Here is a 26,209-nt window from a genome sequence, read left to right as displayed (position 1 = left end):
AGGAGTCAATTAAATAATTCGTCCTGATAAGTACCCTGGAGATAGCCTCATGCCATGTTTTATGGCTTATTATCTATCTTCAGGGGCTATTAGATTCATCTGGAATATGGTATATTATAAATAGAAAATAGTAAATATTCTAACATTATCAAGATGATTGTGCGTAATTTGAAATTTTGACAATTGCATAAGAAATCTTACCTATTCATCATCACATTCAAATCAAATGCAAAAGATAAGTAGGAGGAAACTATGGCTAAGACAAAAGAAGACCCTAAAAAAGTGCAGAACACAGAATTCAACCATTATCTGTTTAACACCGGAGAACACATACGCAGTTATGAGTTCATGGGTGCACATGTCATTGAGTTTGAAGGAAAGAAGGGGGTGCAGTTTACAGTATGGGCACCCAATGCGCAGAGTGTATTCATCGCTGGTGATTTCAACGACTGGGGATATGGAGAAATGTTTCCTCAGGGGACTACTGGAATCTGGACCGCTTTTGTGGAAGGAATCGGTGAAGATGCGATCTACAAGTACAGAATCAGAAGACATGACGGCTTTGAATTCCTTAAGGCGGACCCTTATGCGTTCTACTCTGAACTGAGACCTAAGACCGCTTCTGTAGTGAAAGATCTCACCGGGTTCAAATGGGAAGACGGCACCTGGCGTGCGAAGAACAAACGGAAAAATCTCGATGCGAATCCCATGAACATTTATGAAGTCCATCTCGGATCCTGGAAGAGACACTGGGACGGTAAATTCTTCAACTTTCAGCAGTATATCGAGGAACTTATTCCTTATGTGAAAGATCTGGGATACACCCACATAGAGCTTCTGCCCGTAATGGAACATCCGCTGGATGATTCCTGGGGGTACCAGATTACAGGGTATTACAGCGTCACTTCAAGATATGGAGAGCCCAAGGAACTCATGCAGTTCATCAATGAATGTCATAAACAGGACATCGGTGTTATTCTCGACTGGGTTCCTGCGCATTTCTGCCGTGACTCCCATGGTCTTTACCTCTTCGACGGAACACCAACCTATGAATACCAGGATCCGAACAAGGCTTCCAACAACAGATGGGGAACGACTCATTTCGACTACGGGAAGCCCCAGGTTCACAGTTTCATCATCTCAAACGCCATCTTCTGGATGGATATGTTCCATGCGGACGGCTTAAGAGTCGATGCGGTATCCGCCATGCTTTATCTCGATTACGATGATGGTCCATGGACACCGAACATCTACGGAGGCAATACGAATCTGGAAGGAGTCGCGCTGCTGAAGAAACTCAATACCTTAGTGAAGCAGGAATATCCGGCCGCACTGATGATCGCAGAAGAAAGCACAGCCTTCCCGCTGATCACTCATGATGTGGACAGCGGCGGGCTCGCATTTACACATAAATGGAATATGGGATGGATGAATGACATCCTGAGATATTTCGAACTGGATCCGATATACAGAAAGAATCACCATAATCTCATCACTTTTTCCTTCATGTATATTTTCAATGAGAATTTCATTCTTCCCATGTCACATGATGAGGTGGTTCATGGAAAGAAGTCCTTGCTGAATAAAATGCCTGGGGATGAACACATGAAGTTCCAGGGACTTAGAACCCTCATGACCTACATGATGTGTCACCCGGGGAAGAAAGTGAACTTCATGGGCAATGAGATCGCTCAATGGATGGAATGGAGATTCAGAGAAGGTCTGGAATGGATCGGACTGAAATATGAAATGCATCAGAAACATCAGTACTTCATGAAAGAGCTGAACAGTCTATACAAGAATCATAAAGCATTATACGAGATTGATGATTCCTATGATGGAATCGACATCCTGGATGCGGACAACAAAAACGAGAGTCTGTTTACGTTTATCCGAAAAGGAAAGCAGCCAAGAGATTTTCTTGTAGTAGTCTGCAACTTCACCCCGGTTCAGAGAGACCATGTAAAAGTGGGTGTTCCTTTTGAAGGGCAGTATGAAGAACTGCTCAATACAGAACTGAAGGAATACGGCGGTGCCTGGGAGTATTCCGAAAAGACATTCAATACCGTGGAAGAACAGGTCAATGGAAAAGACTTTTCACTAGAAGTCATAGCACCTCCGTTATCTGTATTAATCATAAAACCAAAACGAATCAAGGGGGCGAAGTAATGAAAACAGAAATCATCGCAATGATCCTAGCAGGAGGCCAGGGAACAAGGCTTGGAAAATTCACGAAAAATATCGCAAAGCCAGCGGTACCGTTTGGAGGCAAGTATAGAATCATCGATTTTGTTCTGTCCAACTGTGCAAATTCAAACATGAACACCGTAGGTGTGCTCACTCAGTACCAGCCGCTGATCCTGAACACCCATATCGGTATCGGTTCTCCATGGGACATGGACAGAAACGATGGTGGCGTAACCATCCTGCAGCCATATGCCAGTGCCACTGAAGAAAAATGGTTCCGTGGTACTGCTCATGCTATCTATCAGAATTTCTCCTATATTGAGGATTACAACCCGGATTTCATTCTTGTGCTTTCAGGAGACCACATCTACAAAATGAACTATGAAGCCATGCTGGACTTCCACAAGGAAAAAGAGGCCGCACTGACGATCGCAGTCCTTGAGGTTCCATGGGAAGAAGCACCCAGATTCGGCATCATGAATACCAACGATGAACTGAGAATCGAAGAATTTGTAGAAAAACCGGAAAATCCGAAATCGAATCTTGCTTCCATGGGCATCTACATATTCAACTGGAAGCTTCTCAAGAAGTACATGAACGAAAACATCAATGCGGGTAAGAATATGGATGACTTCGGTAAAAATGTCATTCCCGAATTCCTCGATGCCAATGAAAGAGTCTATGCCTATCCATTCCAGGGATACTGGAAAGATGTGGGAACTCTGGAATCTCTCTGGGAAGCGAACATGGACCTGCTGGATCAGAACTCTGAACTGCAGATCAATGACCGTTCCTGGAAGATCTACTCAAAGAACCCATCCATGCCTCCTCAGTATTTATCCAAAACCGCTGATGTCAAAGATTCACTGATTGTAGAGGGATGCATCGTACACGGCAAGATCCGTAAATCGATTCTTTCTCCAAAAGTCATTGTCGGTGAAGGCACTGAAATATATGACTCCGTCATCATGGAAGATGTGAAGATCGGAAAGAACTGCATCATTAGAAAAGCCATGATCGGATCCCACTCTGTCATCCCGGATAATTCAACGATTGATGAAAATGGTGAGATAGCAGTAGTAGGCGAGTTTGAGATATTTAAGGAGGCGAAATAGATGCCAAGAAATAAACTTTTCGGAATAGTGAATCTCAGTGAAAATGATTATTATATGAAACAGCTGACCAACAACAGACCCCTGGCGTCCATTCCATTTTTAGGCAGATATCGTCTGATCGACTTTGCATTGTCCAATATGGTGAATGCAGGCGTGGATACGGTGGGCATCTTCCTGAACGATAAATTCCGTTCCCTGATGGACCACATCGGAAATGGTAAAGAATGGAATCTGGACAGGAAGAAGGGTGGAGTCTTCTACTTTTCACCATTCTCCACACCAGATATTCATAGTCAGTTACGGGGAGACATCTCCACTTATTTTTCCAATATTGATTACCTGACTGAAGCATCCGCTGATTACGCAGTAGTCATGGGTACTTCCATGGTGTGCAATATCGATCTGCAGGATGTGTTTCATAAGCATCTTGAAACGAAAGCGGACATCACCGTAGTTTATAAGACCATCGATGAAGATGATTTCAGTTTCGAAAGATGCAATACCGTCAATACCAATGAATACAAAAGCGTCATCACCTTCGGCAAAAATATCAGAAGACCTGATGCGCTATCTGAAAAAAAGAAGATTTCCCTTGAAATATTCATCATAAGAAGGGAACTTCTGGTGGATATGATTACGGATGCTGTAACTACCGGAGAGAATGTGTATCTGAATGACGCGCTCCATGATGCTGTCACAAAGTACAAAGTACGCGGCTATGAGTATAAGGGTCTTGTAAAGAGCATCAGCTCCATAGAAAATTATTACAATTCCAGTATGGAAATGCTTGATGAAGATAACATCAGTGAAGTGTTCTTCGGAGAAAACAAGGTTCAGACGAAAGTCAAAGACGAAACCCCGACGTTCTATTCTGATGACAGCAAGGTCAGTAATTCACTCATAGCCAACGGCTGTAAAATTGAAGGTACTGTAATCAACTCCATCATTTTCAGAAGAGTGAATGTGGCGAAGGGAACCGTAATCAAGGATTCCATTATCATGCAGAATACCAATATCAGTGAAAACTGCAGTCTTGAAAATGTGATCACTGACAAACAGGTGGTCATAACCACTGGAACTGAACTGAAGGGAAGCCCGAAAAATCCTTTAGTCGTCAGCAAGGGTTCGGTTCTTTAGGAGGAAGATATGAAAATTTTATTCGCAACCTCAGAATGTTATCCATTCTTGAAAACAGGCGGCCTGGCAGATGTTGCCTACGCACTGCCCAAGGAACTGGTCAACTCCGGTGAAGACTGCAGAGTCATAATGCCCAACTACGGAACCATCAGCAAGGAATTCTCCGATAAAATGGAGCATTTATTCGATACAACCGTCAAAGTAGGCTGGAGAGAGCAGTATTGTGGTGTCAAGTATCTGAAGCATGAGGGAATTGACTACTACTTCATCGATAACATGTATTACTTCCACAGGGAAGCTCCTTACGGTTATTTCGATGATGGAGAACGTTTCTCATTCTTCTCCCAGGCGATACTTGAAATACTCACAAGAATCGATTTTGTGCCTGACATTCTTCACTGCAACGACTGGCACACATCTGTCATTCCTGTTCTCATCAGAACAAAATACAGATGGGAAAAGAAATATGAAAAAGTGAAGACCGTCCTGACCATACATAACCTGAGATTTCAGGGGATCTATCCGCCGGAAGTGCTTGGAAATCTTCTTGGAATCGGAAACGAACTGCTGCAGGACTTCTGTTTCGAGTACTTCGGAAATGTGAATTTCCTGAAAGGTGGAATCAACTACGCTGACCTGGTTACCACAGTAAGTCCTACCTATGCAGAGGAAATCAAGACGGAATACTTCGGTGAAGGGCTCCATGGTGTTATGCAGAAGGTGGATTACAAGCTGCGTGGGATTCTCAACGGAATCGACTATAAGCTATTCAATCCGAGAACAGATAAGAATATCCCGTACACCTATGGGCTGCAGAAGATCGATGAAAAAGTGAAGAACAAGCTTGCACTTCAGAAAGAACTAGGACTTGAGGAGAGGGAAGACGTCCCTATGATCGGTATCATTTCAAGAATGACGGATCAGAAAGGCTTCGACCTCATTGCCGAAGGCATCGAAGAGCTCCTTTATCAGGATGTTCAGCTTGTTGTTCTGGGTACTGGTGACAGACGATATGAGGATATGTTCCGATATTTCAGTTACAAATATCCGAATAAAGTCTCAGCCAATCTGACTTACAACGGTGAACTCGCTCAGAAAATCTATGCGGCTTCGGATCTATTCCTCATGCCGTCGCAGTTTGAGCCCTGCGGTCTTTCTCAGCTCATGGCTTTGAGATACGGCACTGTACCCATCGTCCGTGAGACCGGAGGACTGAAAGATACAGTTCTGCCTTACAACAAATTCACAGGAGAGGGAATCGGATTCACCTTTTCAAATTATGACAGTTATGATATGCTACAAGCGATATATCGTGCTCTGGAAGCATATAGAGATAAATTGCAATTCAAGAACATCATGCTCCAAGGCATGAGAACAGACTACAGCTGGAAATCTTCAGCGAAGGTATATCAGGAATTGTATAGAGATATTCTTTAACCAAAAGGAGACAAACCAGATGATAATAACAAAAGAACAGTTCAAGAAGGACTTTGAGAAGAAAATGCTCAAACTCTACGCACAGGAGGTAGAAGATTCTACAATCCACATGCAGTATTTCACATTGGGATATCTGATGAAGGAATACATCTCTGAAGGATGGGCAAAGACAACCAACAGATACACGAAGTACGGTGAAAAGCAGGTTTACTACTTTTCCATCGAATTTCTGTTAGGCAGGCTTCTTGCAAGTAATCTCTTGAACCTGGGAATCAGAACCACAGTGAACGATGCCTTAAAGGATATGGGTCTGAGCCTGAAAGAGATTGAAGACGTAGAGGTGGATCCAGGTCTTGGTAACGGAGGTCTGGGAAGACTTGCCGCATGTTTCATGGATTCCATGGCTTCTTCAGGAATCCCCGGAAACGGGAACGGTATCCGCTATAAGTATGGATTGTTCCAGCAGAAGATAGTAGATGGCTACCAGGTGGAACTTCCTGAAAACTGGTTGAGAGATGATAACGTCTGGGAAATCAGAAAGAGCGACAAAGCCGTGAAAGTAAGATTTTACGGTGATGCCTGGATGAAGCCCAAAGAGGACGGAAGCCTTGAAGCAATACACACTGACTATCAGGAAGTCCTTGCTGTCCCATATGATACCGCTCTTGTGGGATATGAAAACAAAACAGTGAATACACTGAGATTGTGGAATGCGGAAGTGCCCAACTACAGTGATGATATTCAGGGCGAACTGAACTTCAATAAAGTGCTCCTGAATAAAAGAGAAATCGAGAGTATTTCAGAAGTTCTCTATCCTGACGATTCCCACCAGGAAGGTAGGGTACTGAGACTGAAGCAGGAATACTTCTTTGTTTCCGCCGGACTTCAGAGTATCGTATCTCAGCACAAGGAATCCGGTCATCCGCTCAGTGAACTTCATAACTATGTGGCTGTTCATATCAATGACACGCACCCTGCAGTAGCCATACCGGAGCTCATGAGAATCCTCATGGATGAAGAGGGCATGGAGTGGGCTGAAGCGTGGCACATAACGCAGAACACCATGAGTTATACAAATCATACCATCATGAGTGAAGCCCTCGAAAAGTGGCAGATTGACCTGTTCAAGGAACTGCTGCCCAGAATCTATCTGATCATCGGCGAAATCGATCGCAGATTCAGAGAGATTCTCAGCACGAAATTCGGTGAAGATCAGAATCAGATCGAAAAGATGGCGATCATTTCAGGAGGCTATGTCAGAATGGCTCACCTGTGCATCCATGGAGCTCATAGCGTCAATGGCGTGGCCAAGCTTCATACGGAACTGCTGAAAAGCCAGGAACTCAGAGATTTCTATATGCTCTATCCGTATAAATTCAACAACAAGACCAACGGCATCACCCATAGAAGATGGCTTATGCTGGCAAACCCTGAATTATCGGATCTTCTGGATGAAACCATCGGAAACTCATGGAGAAGGAATCCTCAGGATCTGAAGCTCTTCAAAAAATACAAGAGAGATCCGGATATTCAGAAGAAGGTCGAACAGATCAAGCAGAACAACAAGGAAAAGCTTGCTCAATACATCAAGGAAAAGAATAATATCGTAGTGGATCCAAATTCGATATTCGATGTTCATGTCAAGAGACTGCACGCATACAAGAGGCAGCTGCTGAATGCCCTTCATATCCTGCATCAGTATCATGAAATCATCGAGAACCCGAATTTCGATATGCTGCCCAAGACATACATTTTTGCTGCAAAGGCGGCGCCAGGCTATTATTTCGCAAAAGAGATCATCAAGTTCATCAATGCTCTGGCAGATCAGATCAATAATGATCCAAGGGTGAAGGACAGAATCAAAATCGTATTCCTGGAAAACTACAGTGTGACTCTAGCTGAAAAAATCATTCCGGCTTCTGAAGTTTCAGAACAGATCTCAACAACCACGAAAGAAGCTTCTGGAACAAGCAACATGAAGTTCATGATGAATGGCGCTGTAACTCTTGCAACACTGGATGGTGCAAATGTGGAAATTCTGGAAGAAGTAGGTCACCCCAATATCGTGATCTTCGGGATGACAGAAAAAGAGGTCCTGAATTACTACAGAAACGGCGGGTACAATGCAAGAGAGATCTATGAGTCCGATGCGCGGGTGAAAAGAGTTCTGGACAGTCTTACCAATGGTTTCATAAAAGGAATTCAGGTAGAAGGTCAGGACATCTTCAAAAACCTCATCGACTACAATGACGAATTCTTTGTACTTAAAGATTTCGATTCTTACGTTGCCGCTCAGAAAAAGATGGAGGACTTGTACAGGGATCGCTTCACATGGAATAAAATGTCCATTGAGAACATCTCCTCATCAGGTGTATTCTCCTCTGATGTAACGGTCATGCAGTATGCTTCAGGCATCTGGGATACCAGAATCATTGAAAGATAAGCTTATAGAATCAAATATATGAAATAAAGTATAAGTCCTGGAAGATTCCAGGACTTATATCAAATCAGGGATAAAGGATGGTGGAGTACCCTTACTTTCAGGGACACTCAAATTATATGAATTATCGTGACATAACTATCGAATACAACTCATTCAGAGAATCACATAAAAAACCTTTCGGCGCCACAAGAGTGAATGAGGGGATCACCTTCAGAATTCTGGTGGAAAATGCAAAGAATGCGGAAGTGACGCTGGTCATAGCAAAGGAAGGCCACGGGGAGAGATACATGCGCATGAATCCCGTTGATAAGCTTCATCATTCCGCTACCTATACGGCTGATGAAGCTGGCTTATGCTTCTATTTCTTCATCATAAACTACCAGGACCATGATGTGCATCGCACAGTTTATGCAGGTTCACCTGGTCATGGCATCGGCGGAGAACAGGTCATCAAGGAGAACCGATGGGATATCACCCCATACCAGATCACCTTTCACAATTACATCAAGCCAGCACCATCATGGTACAAGGAGACGATTTTCTATCAGATTTTCGTGGATCGCTTCTATAACGGAAATGAAGACAAACGGATCAGCAGTCCGAAGAAGAATTCCTTTCTCTATGCCACCTGGGAGGATACACCCATGTACATCAAGGACTGTCAGGGCAGCATCATGCGCTGGGATTTCTTCGGCGGGAATCTGCTCGGTGTCATGAAGAAACTGGACTACCTGAAAGAGCTGGGCATTGGAGGTATTTATCTTAATCCGATCTTCAAAGCCAGAAGCAATCATAAATATGACACAGGAGACTACATGACGATCGATGAAATGTTCGGAGATGAAGAGACCTTCCAGCGTCTCATAGAGGAAGCCGGAAAACGCGGTATACGAATTGTTCTGGATGGGGTATTCAACCATGTCGGTGCTGATTCGAAGTACTTCAACGCTTTTGGCAGCTATCCGGAACTGGGTGCTGCTGAAAGCAAGGATTCTCCGTATTATCCTTGGTTCAACTTCTTCAACTATCCCAGTGAGTATGAAAGCTGGTGGGGCGTGAAGGATCTGCCCAATGTAAATGAGAACAATCCTTCCTATCGTGATTTCATCGTCGGTAAAGGCGGTGTCATTGAAAAATGGACGAAGATGGGAATCGGCGGATGGCGACTGGATGTAGCAGATGAGATGCCGGACGATTTCATCAAGGATATCCGTTCGACCATGGACGGTATTGCAGAGGATAATATTCTCATCGGAGAAGTATGGGAAGATGCCTCCAATAAAATCGCCTACGGGAAAAGAAGGAGATACCTCTTAGGAGACGAGATTCACGCCACCATGAATTATCCGTTCAAAGATGGTGTTATAGCCTACTTAAACGGTCATGTGAGAGCCAGGGATCTTTATACAAGGTTCATGTCTCTGAAAGAAAACTACCCGAGAGAAGCGTTTTACAGCGCATTAAACAACCTAGGCACACATGACACAAAAAGAATCTATACGGAAATTGATGATGTGACAAGATTACGCGTTGCCGTTGGGATGCTTCTCACTTTTCCCGGTGTACCCTGCATCTATTATGGAGACGAAGCAGGAATGAAAGGGGAATCGGACCCCTACAACAGAGGACCTTATCCTTGGGGAAACGAGGTGGAGGAGGTTTCCGACATCTACAGAAAAATGATGCATCTGCGTAATTCCGATGACGCTTTCACCAGAGGTGATTTCATTCCGTTCTATCAGGAGAATCTCTTCGGTTACCTCAGAAATACGCAAGACAGCACGTATCTCATCCTCATCAACAGAGAGCCGGAAGAGGCGAGACTTGTGGTAAGTGATGTCATCGGCTTAGAGTCCGTATCCGATGAAATGGAAGGGCTGCTGGATGACTTCTATTATCTGGAGAGCACCTCTTTCAACTGCATCAAGATCAGATAACTTAAAAGGAAGAGCGCTGCAACAAGATTCTTGTTGCAGCGCTCTTCCTTTTCCATTTCATTCATCTCTTCTGATTTTCAATTCTTTTCAGATATTCCATGCGTTTATGAGACATCTTTCTTCTTTTTCGTCTCTTAGCTGTATTCAGCATTCTGATCCCGATGAGAAGAAGCACCAGAATGACGGTTGTTCCAAGCAGAAGAGGAACGATTTTATTCAGAAAGCTGTTTTCTTTGATTTCATCCAGAATCTGGGATTCTTCCAGTTCAGCTTCTGTGAATACAATGTCGCTTTCGCAGACCAGATCGATCTTACCCACTTCCTCCTCATTGATGAGGACATTCACTGTATCAATCACATCACCGGACTGATGGTCTTCCGTGATCACGATTTCGCTGAATTCCAGTAAAGGTTTCGGTTCACTCTGGTCTATAGAGATGTAGTGAAAGTCTTCTCTGGCTACCAGTGTCCGTTCTTCTCCGTCCGGGAGAACAATCTTCTTCATCTCCTGTCCTTTTTTGTACAGAACATGAACGGAGGTGTTGTCGAAGGCCCATTCAAAGAGTTCCTTGCTTTCTGTCCAGTAGGTGTTCTGGTTCACACCTTTCACAATAGAGACTACGAGCCTGCGGCCATCCTTTTCTGCCATTGCGGTGTAGGAATAGCCTGCTTCGGGAGTCCATCCGGTTTTCCCCATGATTACCGGCTCGTAATAGTACTGACTTGTGCTTCTCATCATATTGTTCTTGTTGGTGGCCCATCTGTTCATATCTGTTAAAAGATTGGTCAGCGGGAGCATATGACTTCTTTTCTGGGCTATTTCCACCAGTTTCTCGTTTTTTCCCGCTTCAGCGGTTATCAGAGCCAGGTCCCTGGCTGTGCTTCTATTGTTTTCACCTTCATCATAGTACAGACCGGAAGGGTTGTAGAACTCCGTATTCACAGCGCCGATGCTGTGCGCTCTTTCTGTCATAAGCTCTGCGAAGGCTTCAATGCTTCCTGAAACTTCTTCCGCCAGAATTTCTGCTGCGTCATTGGCTGAATGAAGCATAAGGGCATAAAGAAGATCAATGACCATGATTTCTTCGCCTTCCTTGAATCCCATGGAAGCACCTTTTGCATAAGGCGGGTTTGGACCTACAGTGACTATTTTTTCAAGATCGAGCATCTCGATAGCCAGTAAGGCAGTCATCACCTTCGTCGTAGAAGCGATGAGATTCTGTTTTTCGCTTTGCTTATCATAAAGAACAACACCGGTTTCCGCATCCATGACAACAATGGACTCGGAAAATGTTTCCGGTGGTGGTGTTTTCGTGTCTATAGTTGATCCGAAGACTGATTGAACTGTTATTGTGCTTACTACCAATGTTAAGATAATCATTCTGGATAATTTCATCATATTATGTCTCAATTTTCACACCTCGCTTCAATAATTATATCAAATATCACAATTGAGCACTATAAAAAATGTAAAATAATACATAATATATGTAAAGAAAATAAGTATATGTAGGTGAAATGAATGAATTCGATCAAGAGGAATAGGAAAGACATCCTTTCTTTCGTCCAGAAGACTATATTCTGCCTCGGTCTTGCTGCTGCTTCTATCAGCTTCTGCGCCTGCAGCAGAAGCAACGACGATCTGTTTCTGAACGAAGAGACCGTAGAAGAGATTTCTGTAGTCACAAAAGAAGAGGAACCTGTTCAGACTATCATTGTCGAGATAAAAGGAGAGGTCCTGGCACCTGGCGTCTATACCATGCCGGGTAATTCAAGACTCAATGATCTGCTCCTTGCATCAGGCGGTATGACTTCCTACGCAAACCTGAGAAATGTCAATCTCGCCATGAGGATTGAGGATGGAGAATCTTTTTATATCCCATCCATTCTGGAGGAAGAAGAAGAGATTGTGGTGGGCAGTCAGAAGCAGGAAGAGGGGAAAATCGATCTGAACAAGGCTACAAGAGAAGAACTCATGAGTGTCACTGGGATCGGTCCCGCAACCGCGGACAACATCCTTGCCTATAGAGAAGAGATGGGGAAGTTTACATCCGTCGATGAACTGGTGGAGGTCAACCGGATCGGAGACAAAACACTTGAAAAAATCCGGGACTATTTCATTGTGAAATAATACTGTACAGATGAAAAAACGGGAATCCTTCTATCAGATTCCCGTTTCATTCTTATGCGTTTATTGTTTCTTTCAACAGTTCAATACCTTTTCTTAATCGATCCAGTGATTCCTCTTTACCAAGAACATCTGCTGCCTCAAATGCGCCACCAGGGGTAAACTGCTTCCCGGTTAATGCGGTTCTGATCGGCCAGAGCATCTGCCCGTTCTTGATGCCCAGTTCCTTTACTTTCCCAAGGACTATTTCATGAAGTGTATCCATGTTCCAGTTCTCTGCCGGAACTGATTCCAGCACAGGCAAAATGGTCTCCAGAGAGGAAAGGGCTACTTCGCTGTTGGTCTTCATCTTCTTATGCGTGTACATCTCGGTGGAGTACTCCGGTAAAGCATAGAAAAAGTCCAGCTGTCCACTGATTTCACTTAGCACTTCCACACGCGTGTGAAGGATCTCTGCAATTTTCATTGTGTCCAGCGGCTTGTCCTTGATATCTTCCAGGATATAAGGAAGCGCAAGTTCATGGAATTTTTCAAGAGACAGCTTCTTCAGATACTCTCCATTCATCCATCTCAGTTTTTCTGAATCGAAAATGGCAGGACTCTTATTGATATTCCTGTATTCGAATACCTCGACCAGTTCTTCCAGTGAAAAGATCTCCTGTGTTGTTCCAGGATTCCAGCCAAGTAAAGAGATGTAGTTCAATACAGCTTCCTTCAGGTATCCCTTTGCAAGCAGATCTTCAAAAGATGCATCTCCGGTTCTTTTGGACAGCTTATGCTGCGCATCCTTCATGATCGGAGGGCAGTGTACATAAACCGGTACGTTCCAGCCGAAGGCTTCGTAAAGTCTGTTGTACTTCGGTGAAGAGGAGAGGTATTCGCTTCCACGAACCACGTGCGTGATTTCCATGAGATGGTCATCCACGACATTTGCGAAATTATAGGTTGGAAGACCGTCGCTTTTCAGAAGCACCATATCTTCAAGTTCTTCATTGTCTACAGAAATTGTTCCATAGATAACATCTTCAAACTTCGTTACGCCTTCCGTAGGGTTGTTCTGTCTGATCACATAAGGAAGTCCGCTTTTCAGATTTTCCTCCACTTCGTCATGACTTAAGGAGCAGCAGTGCTTGTCATACTTGAATGGTTTCTTCTGTGCTTCCGCATTTTCTCTCAGCATATCCAGACGTTCTTTTGTACAGAAACAGTAGTATGCTTCCTTTTTCTCCACAAGCTTTTCAGCATATTCCTTGTAGACATCTCTACGTTCACTCTGTACATACGGACCATAGTCTCCACCCACATCCGGACCTTCATCATGGATCAGTCCTGTGTCCCTGAGTGTATTGAAAATCACGTCTACAGCACCTTCCACGTATCTTTCCTGGTCTGTATCCTCAATTCTTAATATAAAGTCTCCGCCTTCATGTTTAGCGATCAGGTATGCGTATAAAGCAGTTCTCAAATTACCCACATGCATGTATCCCGTTGGACTTGGGGCAAACCTTGTTCTTATTTTACTCATAATGGCCTCCTTACAGATTAAAGAAGTTTCGGCCACGAGCCAAAACTTCATTGTCATCCTTAATTATACTATTCAGGTGATTTCTGTCAATTGGTTAAAGGGATTACTTCTTTTCCGTTGGCGGCAAAAACGATGCTGCCCATTTCTTCCGTCAGCAGAGTTCTGGCACCGATGCTCTCATATCGTTCCAGAATCTCAGGAGAGGGGAGGTTGTGATCATTTCCAAGTCCTGAGGTCACAACGATATATGCAGGATCCACTTTATCAAGAAAAGCTTTCGAACTTGAAGTTTTGGATCCATGATGCGGCGATTTCAGGACGTCTGACTTCAGCTGCATACCAGTTCGGATCACTTCATTCTCCACAAGTTCTTCTGCATCACCTGTAAAGAGGAACGCATTTGTTCCAACCACCAGCCGCATGATGGGGGAATAGTTGTTGGGATTGAGATAGCTGTCTCTATTCGGAGATAAAATCTGCAGTGTGACGCTTTCTCCAAATGCAAACTCCATTCCGCCTTTCAGTATTTTTCGCGGAATGTTCTTTTCTTCTAGAGCTCTGGTCATTCGGATGAAAGATCGGGTGACAAGATCCTTATCCGGAGCATAAAATTCTCCGATTTCAAAGGCGGAGAGCACATCTCCCATACCTCCGATATGATCCTCATGAGGGTGAGTCAGAAAAACGAGATCCAGCTTCTCCACATCATAGGTTTTGAGGTATTCAATGATCGTGGCCGCATGTTCTTCCTCTCCTGCATCGATGAGAATGTTCTTTCCGTTGACCTCCATGAAAATGGAGTCTCCCTGACCAATATCCATATAATGGACTTTCACCGGTGCATTTACGGACTGAATTCTTGAGACCTCAGTGGATTTTTCTACACCCACAATTCCATAGTCCAGAATAAAGTAGATTCCGACCAGACTCGCTAGAAGGATGACAAAAAGAATCATGGGCAGATAAGTTCTTTTTCGCATGGATACCTCCGAATTTCTCTTTGTATTCATTTTACCATCATTCCAGTTAATTAAACAGATTGGATCTCCCTCATTTCATGAGTGAGTGATATTCCACTACAATATGAAAATACTTCATGAAAAAACATAGGCCGACAATGAATAATGATTTATAATAGAAGATATGATACGGAACAAACCATTCTGGAAAGAGAAGAACGACACACTGCAAGGAGTAGAATTATGTTATTTGATATTATAAGTAAAATACGATTTGGATTATCACTGATTCGTCTCTGGTTCAGCATGCTGGGAACCAGATTCATGAAAAAGAAAATGGACAGGGATACTTATTATCAGGAAATCCTGAGAAAAGCCAAGGTACACACATCGGATCTGGTCAGAATTTCGAAGATGAATCTGATTGTGGAAGGGCTGGAAAACATTCCAGATGAACCTGTGGTCTTCATGGGAAACCATCAGTCCTATATAGACATCTACGTGGCTGTCACAACCTTAAGCAGAAGACTCATCCTCATAGGGAAGAAGGAAATCCTGAAAATACCTATAATAGGCAAATTAGGCCGTGAGATGAACGTTCTCTTCCTGGATCGTGAAAACCCCCGCGAAGGATTAAAAACGATTCTGGAGGCCATCAGGCTCATTAAAGAGGAACGCTTCGATGTGCTGATCTATCCTGAAGGTACCAGAAGCAAATCACGAGAAATGGGGGAGTTTCATAAAGGCAGCTTCAAGATTCCACAGAAATCCAGAGCACCCATCGTGCCCATGGTGGTCAACGATGCATACAAGGTATTTGAAGACACCTACAGGGTCACTCCCGGTGTGGATGTCCATCTGAAGTTTCTTCCACCGATCTATATGGATCAGCTCAGTGAGGAGGATGTGAAGAATATCGATCAGGTCCTGAAGGACATGATTCAGAAGGAACTGGACTCTTTCAACGCTTAATCAGGGAAACGTGAAAACAGCTGCATCACTGCAGCTGTTTTCTATGTCTTCATCAGATTTCTATAATTTGATGTTTCTATCCAGTGGCTGTGATAAGGAGATAAAGGTATCTGTTCTCTGCACACCACTGATGATATTGATACTATTGAGCAGCAGATCCTGCAGATGAGCGATATTCTTACATACAAGTTTCGTAAATATAGAATAATCTCCTGTTGTATAATGCAGTTCTACAATTTCATTGATATTGGCCAGTTCGTCAATGGCTGCCTGGAAAGAGGAACTCTTGTCCAGGTAGATGCCCACGAAACAGCAGACGTCATAGCCCAGTTTAGGCATATCCAGCAGAATCTTCGTTCCCTTGATAATGCCAAGGTCTTCCATTTTCTTCATTCTCACGTGAATCGTACCGCCGGAAACATGACACACTCTTGCAATTTCAAGATATGGTGTTCTAGCGTCCTTGATCAGAATTTCCAAAATCTGAAGATCTAAATCATCCAAATTGATTCCAGTATTACTTGTCATAATGCACCCCCATAATTCGATATAACTTATTATATCAAATAAAATGACATAAAATAGTAATATCGTAAAAAAAATATTCTTTTTCCATGGAATTTATAATACACAATTTTTAACAATTTGTAAAGAAGTGTTTTTCGGGTTACAAATATTACTGTCTTGATTATTAAGCTGGAATGGCATAAAATAAAAAGGAATTGAGGGAGGTTTTAACTTGAATTGGACGAATCTGTTAATCATCTTTGCTATGTCTATTGCTATATTCTTTGTTTACTCCATAGTGAACATCAACTATTTAAGCAAGCTTAAAGTAAGCAAATGGACAGTCCTTGTAGTATCGCTGGTGTTCCTGTTTATAGGTCTGATCATTCCGGCATATACCGACAACCTGATCATACACTATATTCCGACTGCGATCTTTGTGTTCTTTTTCCTATGGTACTCTGATCTGTCCGGACTATCGAAGATCGGTGCACCGAAGAACAGAACAGCTGCTACAAACACAACTACAATCAGACCGAAGGCAAAGCCAAACAAACTGAAGTATGTCGATGAAAAAGACATCGTGAAATCGGAAGAAATAAAAGGGAAGAACAAGCTTTTCAAGAAAAAACAGAAATAATTTCTTTATAATTCTACAAGAGATTTTTTGAGCAGATATGGAAACATGTCTGCTTTTTTTATATGAAAAAGTCGCCGCATCGGAAAGATGCGGCGACTTGCTTTTATAGAAATTCTATTTTATGAACAGCCTGTGGTTGTTCCGCAGTCGAGACAGACCTTGCAGGTTCCATTCTTGACCATTCTGGTACTCTGACAGGTAGGGCACACAGAGTCATAGAGCTTCTCGCCGTTCTTCTCTGCGTCCTTTATGATGTCTTTCACATCACTCTCATCCACAACCATGGACAATTGTTTGATGTTCTCAGTTTCATAATAGTTGTTCACGAATCTGGATCTTGATCTGGTCAGCACATCATTTTCTTCCGGCTTGATCTGAACTCTGGAGTAGTCTCCCAGTTCGATGTCAATGACCTTGGAAATCAGATCTGAGATGGAGCTGACGTTCTTGATGTAAGGATGCTTGGATACGAAACCGTACGGCTCGTATTTCTGACCCCTCAGCATTTTGGAAATATCCTTTGGCGGGATATGATACTGAAGCATAACTGAAACAGTTTTTGACAAGGAATTAAGCAGTCCTGTAATCAGGGTTCCTTCTCTGTCTGTTGTCATGTAGATTTCAGAAATTTCGCCTCTGGCATTTCTGTTGACTGTGACATAGACTTTTACATCATCAATCTGAGCTGGGTGGGTATGTCCGGCACGAATACCGTTCATCTTCTCTCTTCTGTTTCCACCGGCATTCAGCTTCGGAAGATTTTTCTTCGCTTCTCTGGCGTACTCCAGAAGCGCATCATAAGTGAGATTTTCCAGTTCCAGATTCTCATCATGATGATCGATCTTGGTATTCAGCGGTTGTGCGAACTTGGAACCGTCTCTGTAGAGTGAAATTCCCTTCACACCAGTTTCCCATGAACGGATATGGACTTCCTTGAAATCTTCCACAGTGGCACTGTTTGGCAGGTTAACAGTTTTTGAGATTGCACCTGATACAAGAGGAGTCAAGGCTGCAACCATGAGCACATGCCCATAGTGCTGGATGAATCTCTTTCCTGTTCCGCATACATTAGCTGTATCAAAGATCGGATAATGTTCTTCCTTCAGATGAGGTGCACCCTCGATCTTTCCGTCAGCAACCATACCATCTTCTTCTCTTCCGATGTAGGCCATGATGTCCTTGATTTCTTCCTTGGTGTAGCCAAGGTTCTTAAGCGCCACTTCCACAATAGGGTTGGCGATGGTCATGAATCCGCCGCCTACAAGCTTCTTGTAGACTACGTGGGAGAAGAAAGGTTCAATGGATGTGGCTGCACAGTCCATGGCGAAGGAAATCGTACCTGTTGGCGCAATGACACTTACCTGAGCATTTCTGTATCCGAACTGTTCACCGTGATTCACCGCATCCGCCCAGGACTCTTTCAGAACATCTGAAAGTTCTGTCTGGCCGAGTTCCATAAGAAGACCATGGTTGATTCTGATGGGCTCATAGTGAAGCTCTTCCAGGTCACTATCCAGAGCGCCAGCCACTCTTGCATGGTTTCTGATGACTCTGTTCATGTACTTGCTGTTCAGATCATACTTTTCAAAGGGTCCAACCGCTTTTGCCATCAGAGCGGAAACCTTGTAGCTTTCCCCTGTAATCAGTCCCATGATACCCGCTGACAGCGCTCTTGCTTCATCCGAGTCATAAGGAAGGCCTAAAGCCATAAGCAGTGAGGCGATGTTCGCAATACCAAGACCTGTTGTTCTGAACATATAGGTCTTTCTTGCAATATCCACAGTAGGGAACTGTCCCCAGTTGATGGAGGATTCCAGAAGCAGCTGATTCAGTCCGATCATATGCTTCAGACCCTTGACATCAAGCAGGTTCTTCTCCACATCATAGAATCTGTAGACGTTCAGTGAGGCAAGGTTACAGCTTGTATCATCCAGGAATGCGTATTCTCCGCATGGATTTGTGGAATTCAGACTGTTGTGCTTTGCCCATAGATCACCATCTTCCCCTGCAGGGCATGTATGCCAGGCATTGAATGTGTCAGTGAACTGAGGTGCCGGATCTGCGGATCTGCAGGCGGCATCGTTGAACTCTTCCCATAGCTTGGAGACTTTGATCTCTCTGTTTACGGAATCATCCACTCTACCTCTGAGGGTGATTGTTGCATCAGGATCATTCTCCAGATTCTTCACTTTTCTCATGAATTCATCAGAGATACGTAAAGAGTTGTTTGAATTCTGACCGGATACGGTTTCGTATGCTTCTCCGTCTATGTCAGCATCATATCCCATCTTCGCCAGAGCGCGGACCTTATCTTCTTCCTTCGCTTTCCAGAGGATGAACTGTTCGATTTCAGGGTGGTCCACATCAAGACAGACCATCTTGGCTGCTCTTCTTGTGGTTCCGCCTGACTTGATTGCTCCGGCATTTCTGTCAAGGCCTTTCAGGAAGCTCATAAGTCCTGATGAAACGCCTCCGCCTGTGAGTTTCTCACCAACGGCTCTGATATTGGAGAAGTTTGTTCCAGTACCGGATCCGCCTTTGAAAAGCTTTGTTTCTGCAACATACTGTTCAGAAATGGAATGTTCTCCCAGAAGCTTGTCTTCAATGGATAGGATGAAACAGGCAGATGCCTGTGTTCTTGTATAGGTGTCCTGTGATTTCACGACTTTCTTCTGCTTCGGATCATAGTAGTACAGGTCATTCTGACCACCTGTGATGCCGTAGCTCTGCTTCAGTCCTGTGTTGAACCACTGAGGAGAGTTCGGGGCGTACATCTGATTCAGAAGACCGTATACCATTTCATCATAGAATATGTCCTTTTCATCCTGTGTCTTGATGATGCCTTCATCTGCCAGAGATTCCATCCAGAAAGAAACCATTCTATGCGCGACCATCTTCATGGAATCCTCATAACCGGATTCATTGTTTACACCAGCTCTTCTGAAATACTTCGAAGCGATGATGTCCACGGCATTCTGCGAATAATGAGCAGGAAATTCCAGTCCTTTCATTTCCACAATGACTTTGCCGGTCTTATGGTTTTTCAAGAGAACATCTCTCTTGCTCCAGTCAAATAAGTCATAAACAGTTTTGTCTTTATTATTATCCAGCTCTTTAGTATAATAACGTTTGAACAAGTCTTTAATATCCTTCATTGCTAACCTCCCAAATAATTGACGATGAATTAAGTATAATACTATATGTTGTGCAAAGCAATACTCAAAAACACAATATGTAGATATTTAACAACTTGACAACGCGAAAAAAAGGGGAAAAGAAATTACAGGATTTAAAAGAACTCAAAAAGACCAAGGGAAAGCGTGTTTCATCGGATAAATTTGCACTGAACTTACAAAATTTGAGGAAAATGAGGTATGATGATTAAAGAATTTAAAGGGGTCAGACCCGAAATACAGGAAAATTGTTTTATTGCGGAAAATGCGACACTCATAGGAGATATCAGAATAGGCGAACAATCTTCCGTCTGGTATGGTACGGTGATCCGCGGGGATGTAGCGCCCATACGCATTGGCAGACAAACCAATATACAGGACAATTCCATCCTCCACACAGACAAGGGACTGACGCTGACCATCGGAGATCATGTGACTATTGGGCATGGATGTATCATACATGGCGCATCCATCTTGGGAAATTCCATCATCGGTATGGGCAGTATCCTTCTGAACGGTTCTGAAATCGGTAAAAACACCATGATCGGGGCAGGGAGCCTTGTTACGGAAGGAAAAAAGATTCCTGAGGGAGAACTGTGGATGGGAAGACCTGCAAAATTCGTAAGAAAATTGACGATTGAAGAAATCGTGAAATTAGAAAACTCGGCAAAGCACTATTTTGACTATGCGATGGAGCATAAAGGAGACAGAAATGATTAAGTTTGGCGATTACAATATGTTGAAGGTGAAGCGAGAAGCTTCCTTCGGACTTTATCTGGACAAGGAGACAGGGAACACTTCAGATGATATTCTACTTCCCAATGGGAACATCGTCGGGGACACCCCGAAAATAGGGGACGAAGTCCAGGTGTTCATTTACAGGGATTCCAAGGACAGACTCATTGCAACCATGAAAAAGCCTAAGGTTACTGTAGATAATTTTGCAGTGCTTAAAGTAACTTCCGTAACCGAGTTCGGTGCGTTCATGGATTTCGGACTGGAAAGAGATATTCTGGTACCGAAAAGAGAAATGAAATACACCATGGTGCCCGGAAACGAATACCTTGTATTCATCTATGAGGATAAGACCGGTCGTCTGGCAGCTTCCACAGAAGTCGGCAGATACCTGGATATCCCTGAAGAAGAACAGTATCAGGTGGGGGAGACCGTCACTGGCATCGTGTATGATAAACAGACCAACGGCACACTGGAAGTGGCCATTGAAGAGAAATATATGGGCATCGTGCTGAAGAATGAATACTTCACGGACATCAATCCTGGAGACAGAGTCACAGGAACCATCAAGAGAGTCCTTGAAGATGGAAGGATCAGCTTCACCCCCAGAAAGAAAATGATCGAGGCGAAAGAGGAGCTCTCTGATACAATCCTTGATTATCTGAAGGAACATGACGGATTCATGCCTTACAATGATAAGTCCACACCGGATGAAATCAGAAAGCAGTTCAACAGCAGCAAGAACTACTTCAAGATTTCTCTGGGAAATCTGATGAAAAAAGGACTGATCAGACAGGATGAAAAGGGAACCCATCTGAAATAGAGACCCTACACGGAGGAGGACATAAATTGATAGAAACAGCAAATCCTACAGGAATGAGCAGAGAAAAGAAAATGAAGAGCGCACTTCTCTTCGTCAAGGCACAGCTGAAAAACGAAACAGACACCTTGGCGAATCTGGCCAATATCAGCGCTGTGATCAATATGTACATGGATGATATCAACTGGGTCGGATTCTACCTCATGAAGGAAGGGGAACTGCTCCTCGGACCTTTCCAGGGGAAGCCCGCCTGCAACCGCATTGAGATCGGCTCTGGAGTATGCGGAACCAGTGTGAAGGAAAGGAAAACCCAGATGGTGGACGACGTACTGGCCCTTGACAACCATATCGCTTGTGATTCCGCATCCCGTTCCGAACTGGTGGTGCCAATCTGTAAAGAGGGAGAAGTCTTCGGCGTACTGGACATCGACAGCCCCTCTCTATCAAGGTTCACGGATCTTGAGAAGACCTATATGGAAGAACTCGTAGCGATTCTGGAAAAATCTCTGTAAATCAGACACAACATCTTCATGAAAAAAGATTGAGCCGTTTTTCTTCGGCTCAATCTTTTTTTCACATTTTCTTCTGCAGTTCCACGATGGTATTGAATTCGGTATACAGCAGGTCCAGAGTTTCAAAGATCCTCATAGCACCTTCGGAATCCTCAGAAGGATAAATCTTCAGATGAGGCATATACTTCACCTCATCCTCCTCGCTCGTTTTCAGGAAATCGAGATTTTTCAGTTCTTCCGTGAATTTTCTGAACTCCATTAAATCATGCTCCTGCACAATCACTTTATAGGTGTCTTTTGTATAGCAGCTGTCATAAGCCAGGTGCGTCATGACTTTCAGTCTCCGGATCACTTCTTCTGCCGTCTTCAGGTTCTTCTTCTGCATGACATTCAGTGGAATCAGGGGTTCTTTCTTCAACGCCTCGATATTATTCGTGACAATTTCGATATCTGCGAAGACATGGCTAAAAGGCATATTGTAGCTCATTTTCTCCGGATTTTCATGATCCATCAGATAATCATAGGTCAGGGACATGATGTTTTCCAGCTTGAGTCTTACAAACTCCAGTCTTTTTCTTGTGATCTTCCGATAATAGAAGAAAGAAAAAATCAGGTTGAAGATGATTGCGATGAGAACACCCAGTCCCAATGCCAGCATACGGAGTCTGATCGTCAGAAGAATGCTTGGATTGCCCATGGCATCACTCTGAATAAACTGCGTCATGTAGATGCTGGTGAAGATGGCAACAGGGGATACTGCCCTGTAGTCAATCTTCAGTGCCATATACAGTGTAAGTCCCATTCCCAGCATGATGGTGAGAATGTTCACACCCAGAAAATAGACAAGAATTCCTGTTGTGACGGCACCAAGAAATGATGCAAGCAGCTGATTGACGCCGCCTTTCACAGCCGAAATGTTTGTTGCCTCAAGATTATACATGACACCCAGAAGGACTGAAATCATATCAAGTCTTGTCACATCGAACATCATGCCGAAAACATATCCTGTTCCTATGGCGAGCATCGCCTTCAGGATATAGAGCCATGAGTCGAGAAGTACCGCTTCTTTTCTTAGTCCGATGAGTCTTTTAATCTGTTCCATACTTGCTCCTTTGCTGAATAAAAAAATATAATTTCCGTACTCATAATAATATCACAGACGATAAAAGATGTGTATGTATTTATTCCTGCGGAAGATAACACCCCCCTGAAGCCTGTCATGTATGCTTCAGGGGGGTCTTTCCTATGCTACAGTGGAAGATTGTTCTTTTTTCTGTACGCTCTCATGAAAATCTTGATGATCTCATTGGCTAGGAGAGGCAGCAGGGATAAACCAAAGACGATGAGCCAGTCATTCAGCGGCAGTGCGATGACTTTAAACGCTTCTGCCAGGAATGGGATGGAGATCAATCCGAACTGTAGTCCTGTTCCTGCAATGATTGACAGAAGAAGATACTTGTTCTTGAAGAATCCCACCTGGAATATGGATTTTGTTTCGCTTCTCATGGTCAGTGAATAGAAAAGCTGTGATGTGGCCAGTACGACAAAAGCCATGGTTCTGGCATAAATCAGGACATCTTCCGGCGCATCGGCAGATTCGAAAAGGGAAGAACCCCGCTCTTCAAGGCCTATGGCGAATGCAAGCAAAGTAAGGGAACCGATGAGAAGTCCTCCGATGATTGCTCTGATTCCTGCACCTCGTGCGAAAAAGCTTTCCTTCGGATCTCTTGGCTCTTTCTTCATTACATCCGGGTCTCCAGGGTCTACTCCTAATGAGATCGCTGGAAGCGTATCTGTAACCAGATTCACCCAGAGGATCTGAGTAGGGAGCAGTGGAATCGCGAAGGAGAAGAGTACCGATACGAAAATCGCCACGATTTCTCCAAGGTTACATGAAAGCAGGAAGATTACGGCTTTCTTGATGTTGTTGTAGATATTTCTTCCTTCTTCAATGGCTGCAACGATGGTTGTAAAGTTGTCATCTGTCAGAATCATATCCGCCGCGCCTTTTGATACGTCTGTACCGGTGATGCCCATGGCTACACCTATGTCTGCATGTTTCAGTGATGGCGCATCGTTAACGCCGTCACCGGTCATAGACACGATGTTGCCCTGTTTCTTGAAGGCTTTGACGATTTTCACCTTATGATCCGGTGAAACTCTGGCAAAGACTCTGTAATTGTTGATTTTTTCAGCGAACTCTTCATCGGAGAGTTCGTCGATTTCAGCACCGGTCATGGCCTGACCGATATCATCTGCGATACCCAGCTCCTTGGCTATGGCAACTGCAGTATTCTTATGGTCACCGGTGATCATGATGGATGTGATGCCGGCCATATGAGCAGATGCGATGGAATCCTTCACTTCCAGTCTAGGTGGGTCGATCATTGCGACAAATCCTATGACTGTAAGATCCTTTTCCATTTCTTCGGGATCGATTTTCTCCTCAGCATCCTTATAAGCAACACCTAGAACTCTTAATGCCTCATTGGACATCTCGATGGATTTATCAAGAATGGTCTTTCTCATTTCCTCTGTCAGCGGTTTCACTTCTCCGTTGATCAGAATCGAGGAGGAGATCTTCAGGATATTGTCAATGGCGCCTTTTGTATGTACACGATAACCGTCATTCTCTTCGTTGAGGGTGGACATGAGTTTTCTGTCTGAATCAAAGGGTTTCTCATCCACTCGGGGATACAGCCTGTTCATTTCATCTTTCGTCATTCCATGTTTGTTGCCCAGAACAATCAGAGCGATTTCCGTCGGATCTCCGGTGGACTCTTTCTCATTGGCAGTGGCATCACTGCAGAGAACAAAGGACTTGATGAGTTCTTCCGACGCCTCATCTTTTGCCTCATGAGATTCTTCTCTTATGTCCACTTCCACCAGTTCATCATAGATGTAATATTTCAGGACGGTCATTTTGTTCTGTGTAAGTGTTCCTGTCTTGTCGGAACAGATGATATTGACAGAGCCCAGTGTTTCAACAGCAGGCAGCTTCTTCACGATGGCATTGATCTTGCTCATGCGGGTGACACCCAGAGCCAGAACAATGGCCACGATGGCAGGTAGTCCTTCCGGTATGGCCGCCACTGCAAGGCTGATGGATGTCAGAAGCATATCCAGAAGGTCTCTTCCCTGAAGGAAACCGATGATAAACATCAGAATCGTGATACCAAGGGCAAGTTTACCTAATGTCTTGCCGAGTTCATCCATTCTTTTCTGCAGAGGAGTCATATCGTCAGTCTCTTCATTCAGACTTTTCGCGATATTACCGACGATGGTTTCCATTCCGGTGCCCACCACAACACCTTCCCCACGACCATAGGTCACAAGGGTGGACATGAATGCCATATTGGTCCGGTCACCCACAGGAATGTTCTCTTCCGTGAACACCTTGTCATAGAATTTGCTCGATGGAACAGATTCACCTGTCAGAGCGGATTCTTCGATCTGAAGGTTCGAGCTGGTGGTAAGCCTGATATCAGCAGGGACATAACGTCCCGCATCAAGAATGACCACATCTCCAGGAACAATCTGTGTGGAATTGATTTCTTTGGTTTCCCCGTCTCTTCGCACGAGAGATCTGGGGGTGGTCAGCTTGTTCAAGGCTTCGATGGCTTTTTCGGCTTTGGCTTCCTGAACCACTCCGATGGTCGCGTTCAGAAACACCACCGCAAGAATGATGACGGAGTCTGCGTATTCACCGACAATCAGCGTAACCACCGCTGCTCCAAGCAGAACATAAATAAGTGCATCATTTAGCTGCGAAAAAAACAGCTGAACCAGAGTTTTCTTTTTGCCTTCCTGAAGTTTGTTCTCTCCGTATTTCTCTCTTCTTGTCTGTACTTCAGCCTCTGACAGACCACTGGATAAATCGACATCCAGTTCTTTCAAGACCTCGTCTTGTGATTTATTGAACCACATATTAACACCTCTCTTTTTTTACTTTTCGTATTATCATATTGAATCCGCAGAATAT

The 26,209-nt window shown here is 43.9% G+C and carries 19 protein-coding genes; 12 read left to right on the top strand and 7 right to left on the bottom strand.

Translation table 11 applies throughout. From position 1 onward, the window contains the following. Window positions 1-252: 252 nt before the first annotated feature. The 6 genes from glgB to ACHAL6_RS07895 all read left to right on the top strand — a co-directional run bounded on the left by glgB (window position 253) and on the right by ACHAL6_RS07895 (window position 10,256). Entirely contained in the window at window positions 253-2,169 is a 1,917-nt protein-coding gene (gene glgB / locus ACHAL6_RS07920) for a 1,4-alpha-glucan branching protein GlgB (RefSeq protein ID WP_395269873.1), read from the top strand. Further along, entirely contained in the window at window positions 2,169-3,302 is a 1,134-nt protein-coding gene (locus ACHAL6_RS07915) for a glucose-1-phosphate adenylyltransferase (protein WP_395269871.1), read from the top strand. Before glgB ends, ACHAL6_RS07915 begins: the two co-directional genes overlap by 1 nt. After that, window positions 3,303-4,439, top strand: coding sequence for a glucose-1-phosphate adenylyltransferase subunit GlgD (gene glgD, locus ACHAL6_RS07910; protein ID WP_395269870.1), 1,137 nt, complete (start codon window positions 3,303-3,305; stop codon window positions 4,437-4,439). It begins immediately after the preceding gene. A 9-nt stretch (window positions 4,440-4,448) separates the two neighbouring features. Continuing rightward, complete coding sequence (glgA, locus tag ACHAL6_RS07905) at window positions 4,449-5,876, top strand: glycogen synthase GlgA (protein WP_395269869.1); 1,428 nt, start codon at window positions 4,449-4,451, stop codon at window positions 5,874-5,876. 19 nt (window positions 5,877-5,895) lie between these two features. Next, the gene (locus tag ACHAL6_RS07900) at window positions 5,896-8,319 is read left to right on the top strand and encodes a glycogen/starch/alpha-glucan phosphorylase (RefSeq protein ID WP_395269867.1); all 2,424 of its coding nucleotides are present in this window, start codon (window positions 5,896-5,898) and stop codon (window positions 8,317-8,319) included. Window positions 8,320-8,435: 116 nt separating this feature from the next. Next, window positions 8,436-10,256 carry a glycoside hydrolase family 13 protein gene (locus ACHAL6_RS07895; RefSeq protein WP_395269865.1) on the top strand — a complete coding sequence of 607 codons (1,821 nt, stop codon included), beginning with the start codon at window positions 8,436-8,438 and terminating at the stop codon, window positions 10,254-10,256. Window positions 10,257-10,317: 61 nt separating this feature from the next. Here ACHAL6_RS07895 and ACHAL6_RS07890 read toward each other — a convergent pair whose 3' ends face one another. Continuing rightward, the gene (locus ACHAL6_RS07890; protein ID WP_395269864.1) at window positions 10,318-11,655 is read right to left on the bottom strand and encodes a D-alanyl-D-alanine carboxypeptidase family protein; all 1,338 of its coding nucleotides are present in this window, start codon (window positions 11,653-11,655) and stop codon (window positions 10,318-10,320) included. 123 nt (window positions 11,656-11,778) lie between these two features. On the opposite strand from ACHAL6_RS07890, the gene ACHAL6_RS07885 reads away from it, so the two are divergent. After that, window positions 11,779-12,387: a helix-hairpin-helix domain-containing protein gene (locus ACHAL6_RS07885; protein WP_395269863.1), complete on the top strand. Its 609-nt coding sequence runs from the start codon at window positions 11,779-11,781 to the stop codon at window positions 12,385-12,387. A gap of 52 nt (window positions 12,388-12,439) precedes the next feature. Here ACHAL6_RS07885 and gltX read toward each other — a convergent pair whose 3' ends face one another. Both gltX and ACHAL6_RS07875 read right to left on the bottom strand, forming a co-directional pair. Further along, a complete protein-coding gene (gene gltX / locus ACHAL6_RS07880; protein WP_395269862.1) occupies window positions 12,440-13,909 on the bottom strand; it encodes a glutamate--tRNA ligase in 1,470 nt (489 codons plus the stop codon). 86 nt (window positions 13,910-13,995) lie between these two features. Continuing rightward, window positions 13,996-14,889: a ComEC/Rec2 family competence protein gene (locus ACHAL6_RS07875; protein WP_395269861.1), complete on the bottom strand. Its 894-nt coding sequence runs from the start codon at window positions 14,887-14,889 to the stop codon at window positions 13,996-13,998. 222 nt (window positions 14,890-15,111) lie between these two features. Between ACHAL6_RS07875 and ACHAL6_RS07870 the strand changes: the two genes are divergently transcribed. Continuing rightward, complete coding sequence (locus ACHAL6_RS07870; RefSeq protein WP_395269859.1) at window positions 15,112-15,840, top strand: lysophospholipid acyltransferase family protein; 729 nt, start codon at window positions 15,112-15,114, stop codon at window positions 15,838-15,840. Window positions 15,841-15,900: 60 nt separating this feature from the next. Here ACHAL6_RS07870 and ACHAL6_RS07865 read toward each other — a convergent pair whose 3' ends face one another. Continuing rightward, the gene (locus ACHAL6_RS07865) at window positions 15,901-16,368 is read right to left on the bottom strand and encodes an Lrp/AsnC ligand binding domain-containing protein (RefSeq protein WP_207600312.1); all 468 of its coding nucleotides are present in this window, start codon (window positions 16,366-16,368) and stop codon (window positions 15,901-15,903) included. 211 nt (window positions 16,369-16,579) lie between these two features. Here ACHAL6_RS07865 and ACHAL6_RS07860 point away from each other — a divergent pair, with 211 nt between their 5' ends. After that, window positions 16,580-16,987: a hypothetical protein gene (locus ACHAL6_RS07860; RefSeq protein ID WP_395269857.1), complete on the top strand. Its 408-nt coding sequence runs from the start codon at window positions 16,580-16,582 to the stop codon at window positions 16,985-16,987. 119 nt (window positions 16,988-17,106) lie between these two features. Here the strand turns inward: ACHAL6_RS07860 and ACHAL6_RS07855 are convergent, their stop codons facing one another. Next, entirely contained in the window at window positions 17,107-20,142 is a 3,036-nt protein-coding gene (locus ACHAL6_RS07855; protein WP_395269856.1) for a vitamin B12-dependent ribonucleotide reductase, read from the bottom strand. Window positions 20,143-20,364: 222 nt separating this feature from the next. On the opposite strand from ACHAL6_RS07855, the gene ACHAL6_RS07850 reads away from it, so the two are divergent. From ACHAL6_RS07850 to ACHAL6_RS07840, 3 genes are read left to right on the top strand one after another with little or no spacing between them, the layout of a single operon-like run. After that, window positions 20,365-20,880 (top strand): gamma carbonic anhydrase family protein, encoded by a 516-nt coding sequence (locus ACHAL6_RS07850; protein ID WP_395269940.1) that lies wholly within the window; start codon window positions 20,365-20,367, stop codon window positions 20,878-20,880. Then, window positions 20,873-21,718: a S1 RNA-binding domain-containing protein gene (locus ACHAL6_RS07845; protein ID WP_395269855.1), complete on the top strand. Its 846-nt coding sequence runs from the start codon at window positions 20,873-20,875 to the stop codon at window positions 21,716-21,718. The genes ACHAL6_RS07850 and ACHAL6_RS07845 overlap by 8 nt, the downstream gene beginning before the upstream one ends. 53 nt (window positions 21,719-21,771) lie before the next feature. Next, the gene (locus ACHAL6_RS07840) at window positions 21,772-22,227 is read left to right on the top strand and encodes a GAF domain-containing protein (protein WP_395269939.1); all 456 of its coding nucleotides are present in this window, start codon (window positions 21,772-21,774) and stop codon (window positions 22,225-22,227) included. Between the two features lie 61 nt (window positions 22,228-22,288). Here the strand turns inward: ACHAL6_RS07840 and ACHAL6_RS07835 are convergent, their stop codons facing one another. After that, window positions 22,289-23,329 (bottom strand): hypothetical protein, encoded by a 1,041-nt coding sequence (locus ACHAL6_RS07835; protein WP_395269853.1) that lies wholly within the window; start codon window positions 23,327-23,329, stop codon window positions 22,289-22,291. A gap of 146 nt (window positions 23,330-23,475) precedes the next feature. Further along, window positions 23,476-26,154, bottom strand: a complete 2,679-nt coding sequence (locus tag ACHAL6_RS07830) for a calcium-translocating P-type ATPase, PMCA-type (protein ID WP_395269851.1) — start codon at window positions 26,152-26,154, stop codon at window positions 23,476-23,478. Window positions 26,155-26,209 lie beyond the last annotated feature (55 nt).

Source organism: Proteiniclasticum sp. C24MP, from assembly GCF_043951855.1.
Taxonomy (GTDB): domain Bacteria; phylum Bacillota; class Clostridia; order Clostridiales; family Clostridiaceae; genus Proteiniclasticum.
Note: the sequence above shows the minus strand (reverse complement) of the source record. Positions and strands in the feature narration are given on the sequence as shown.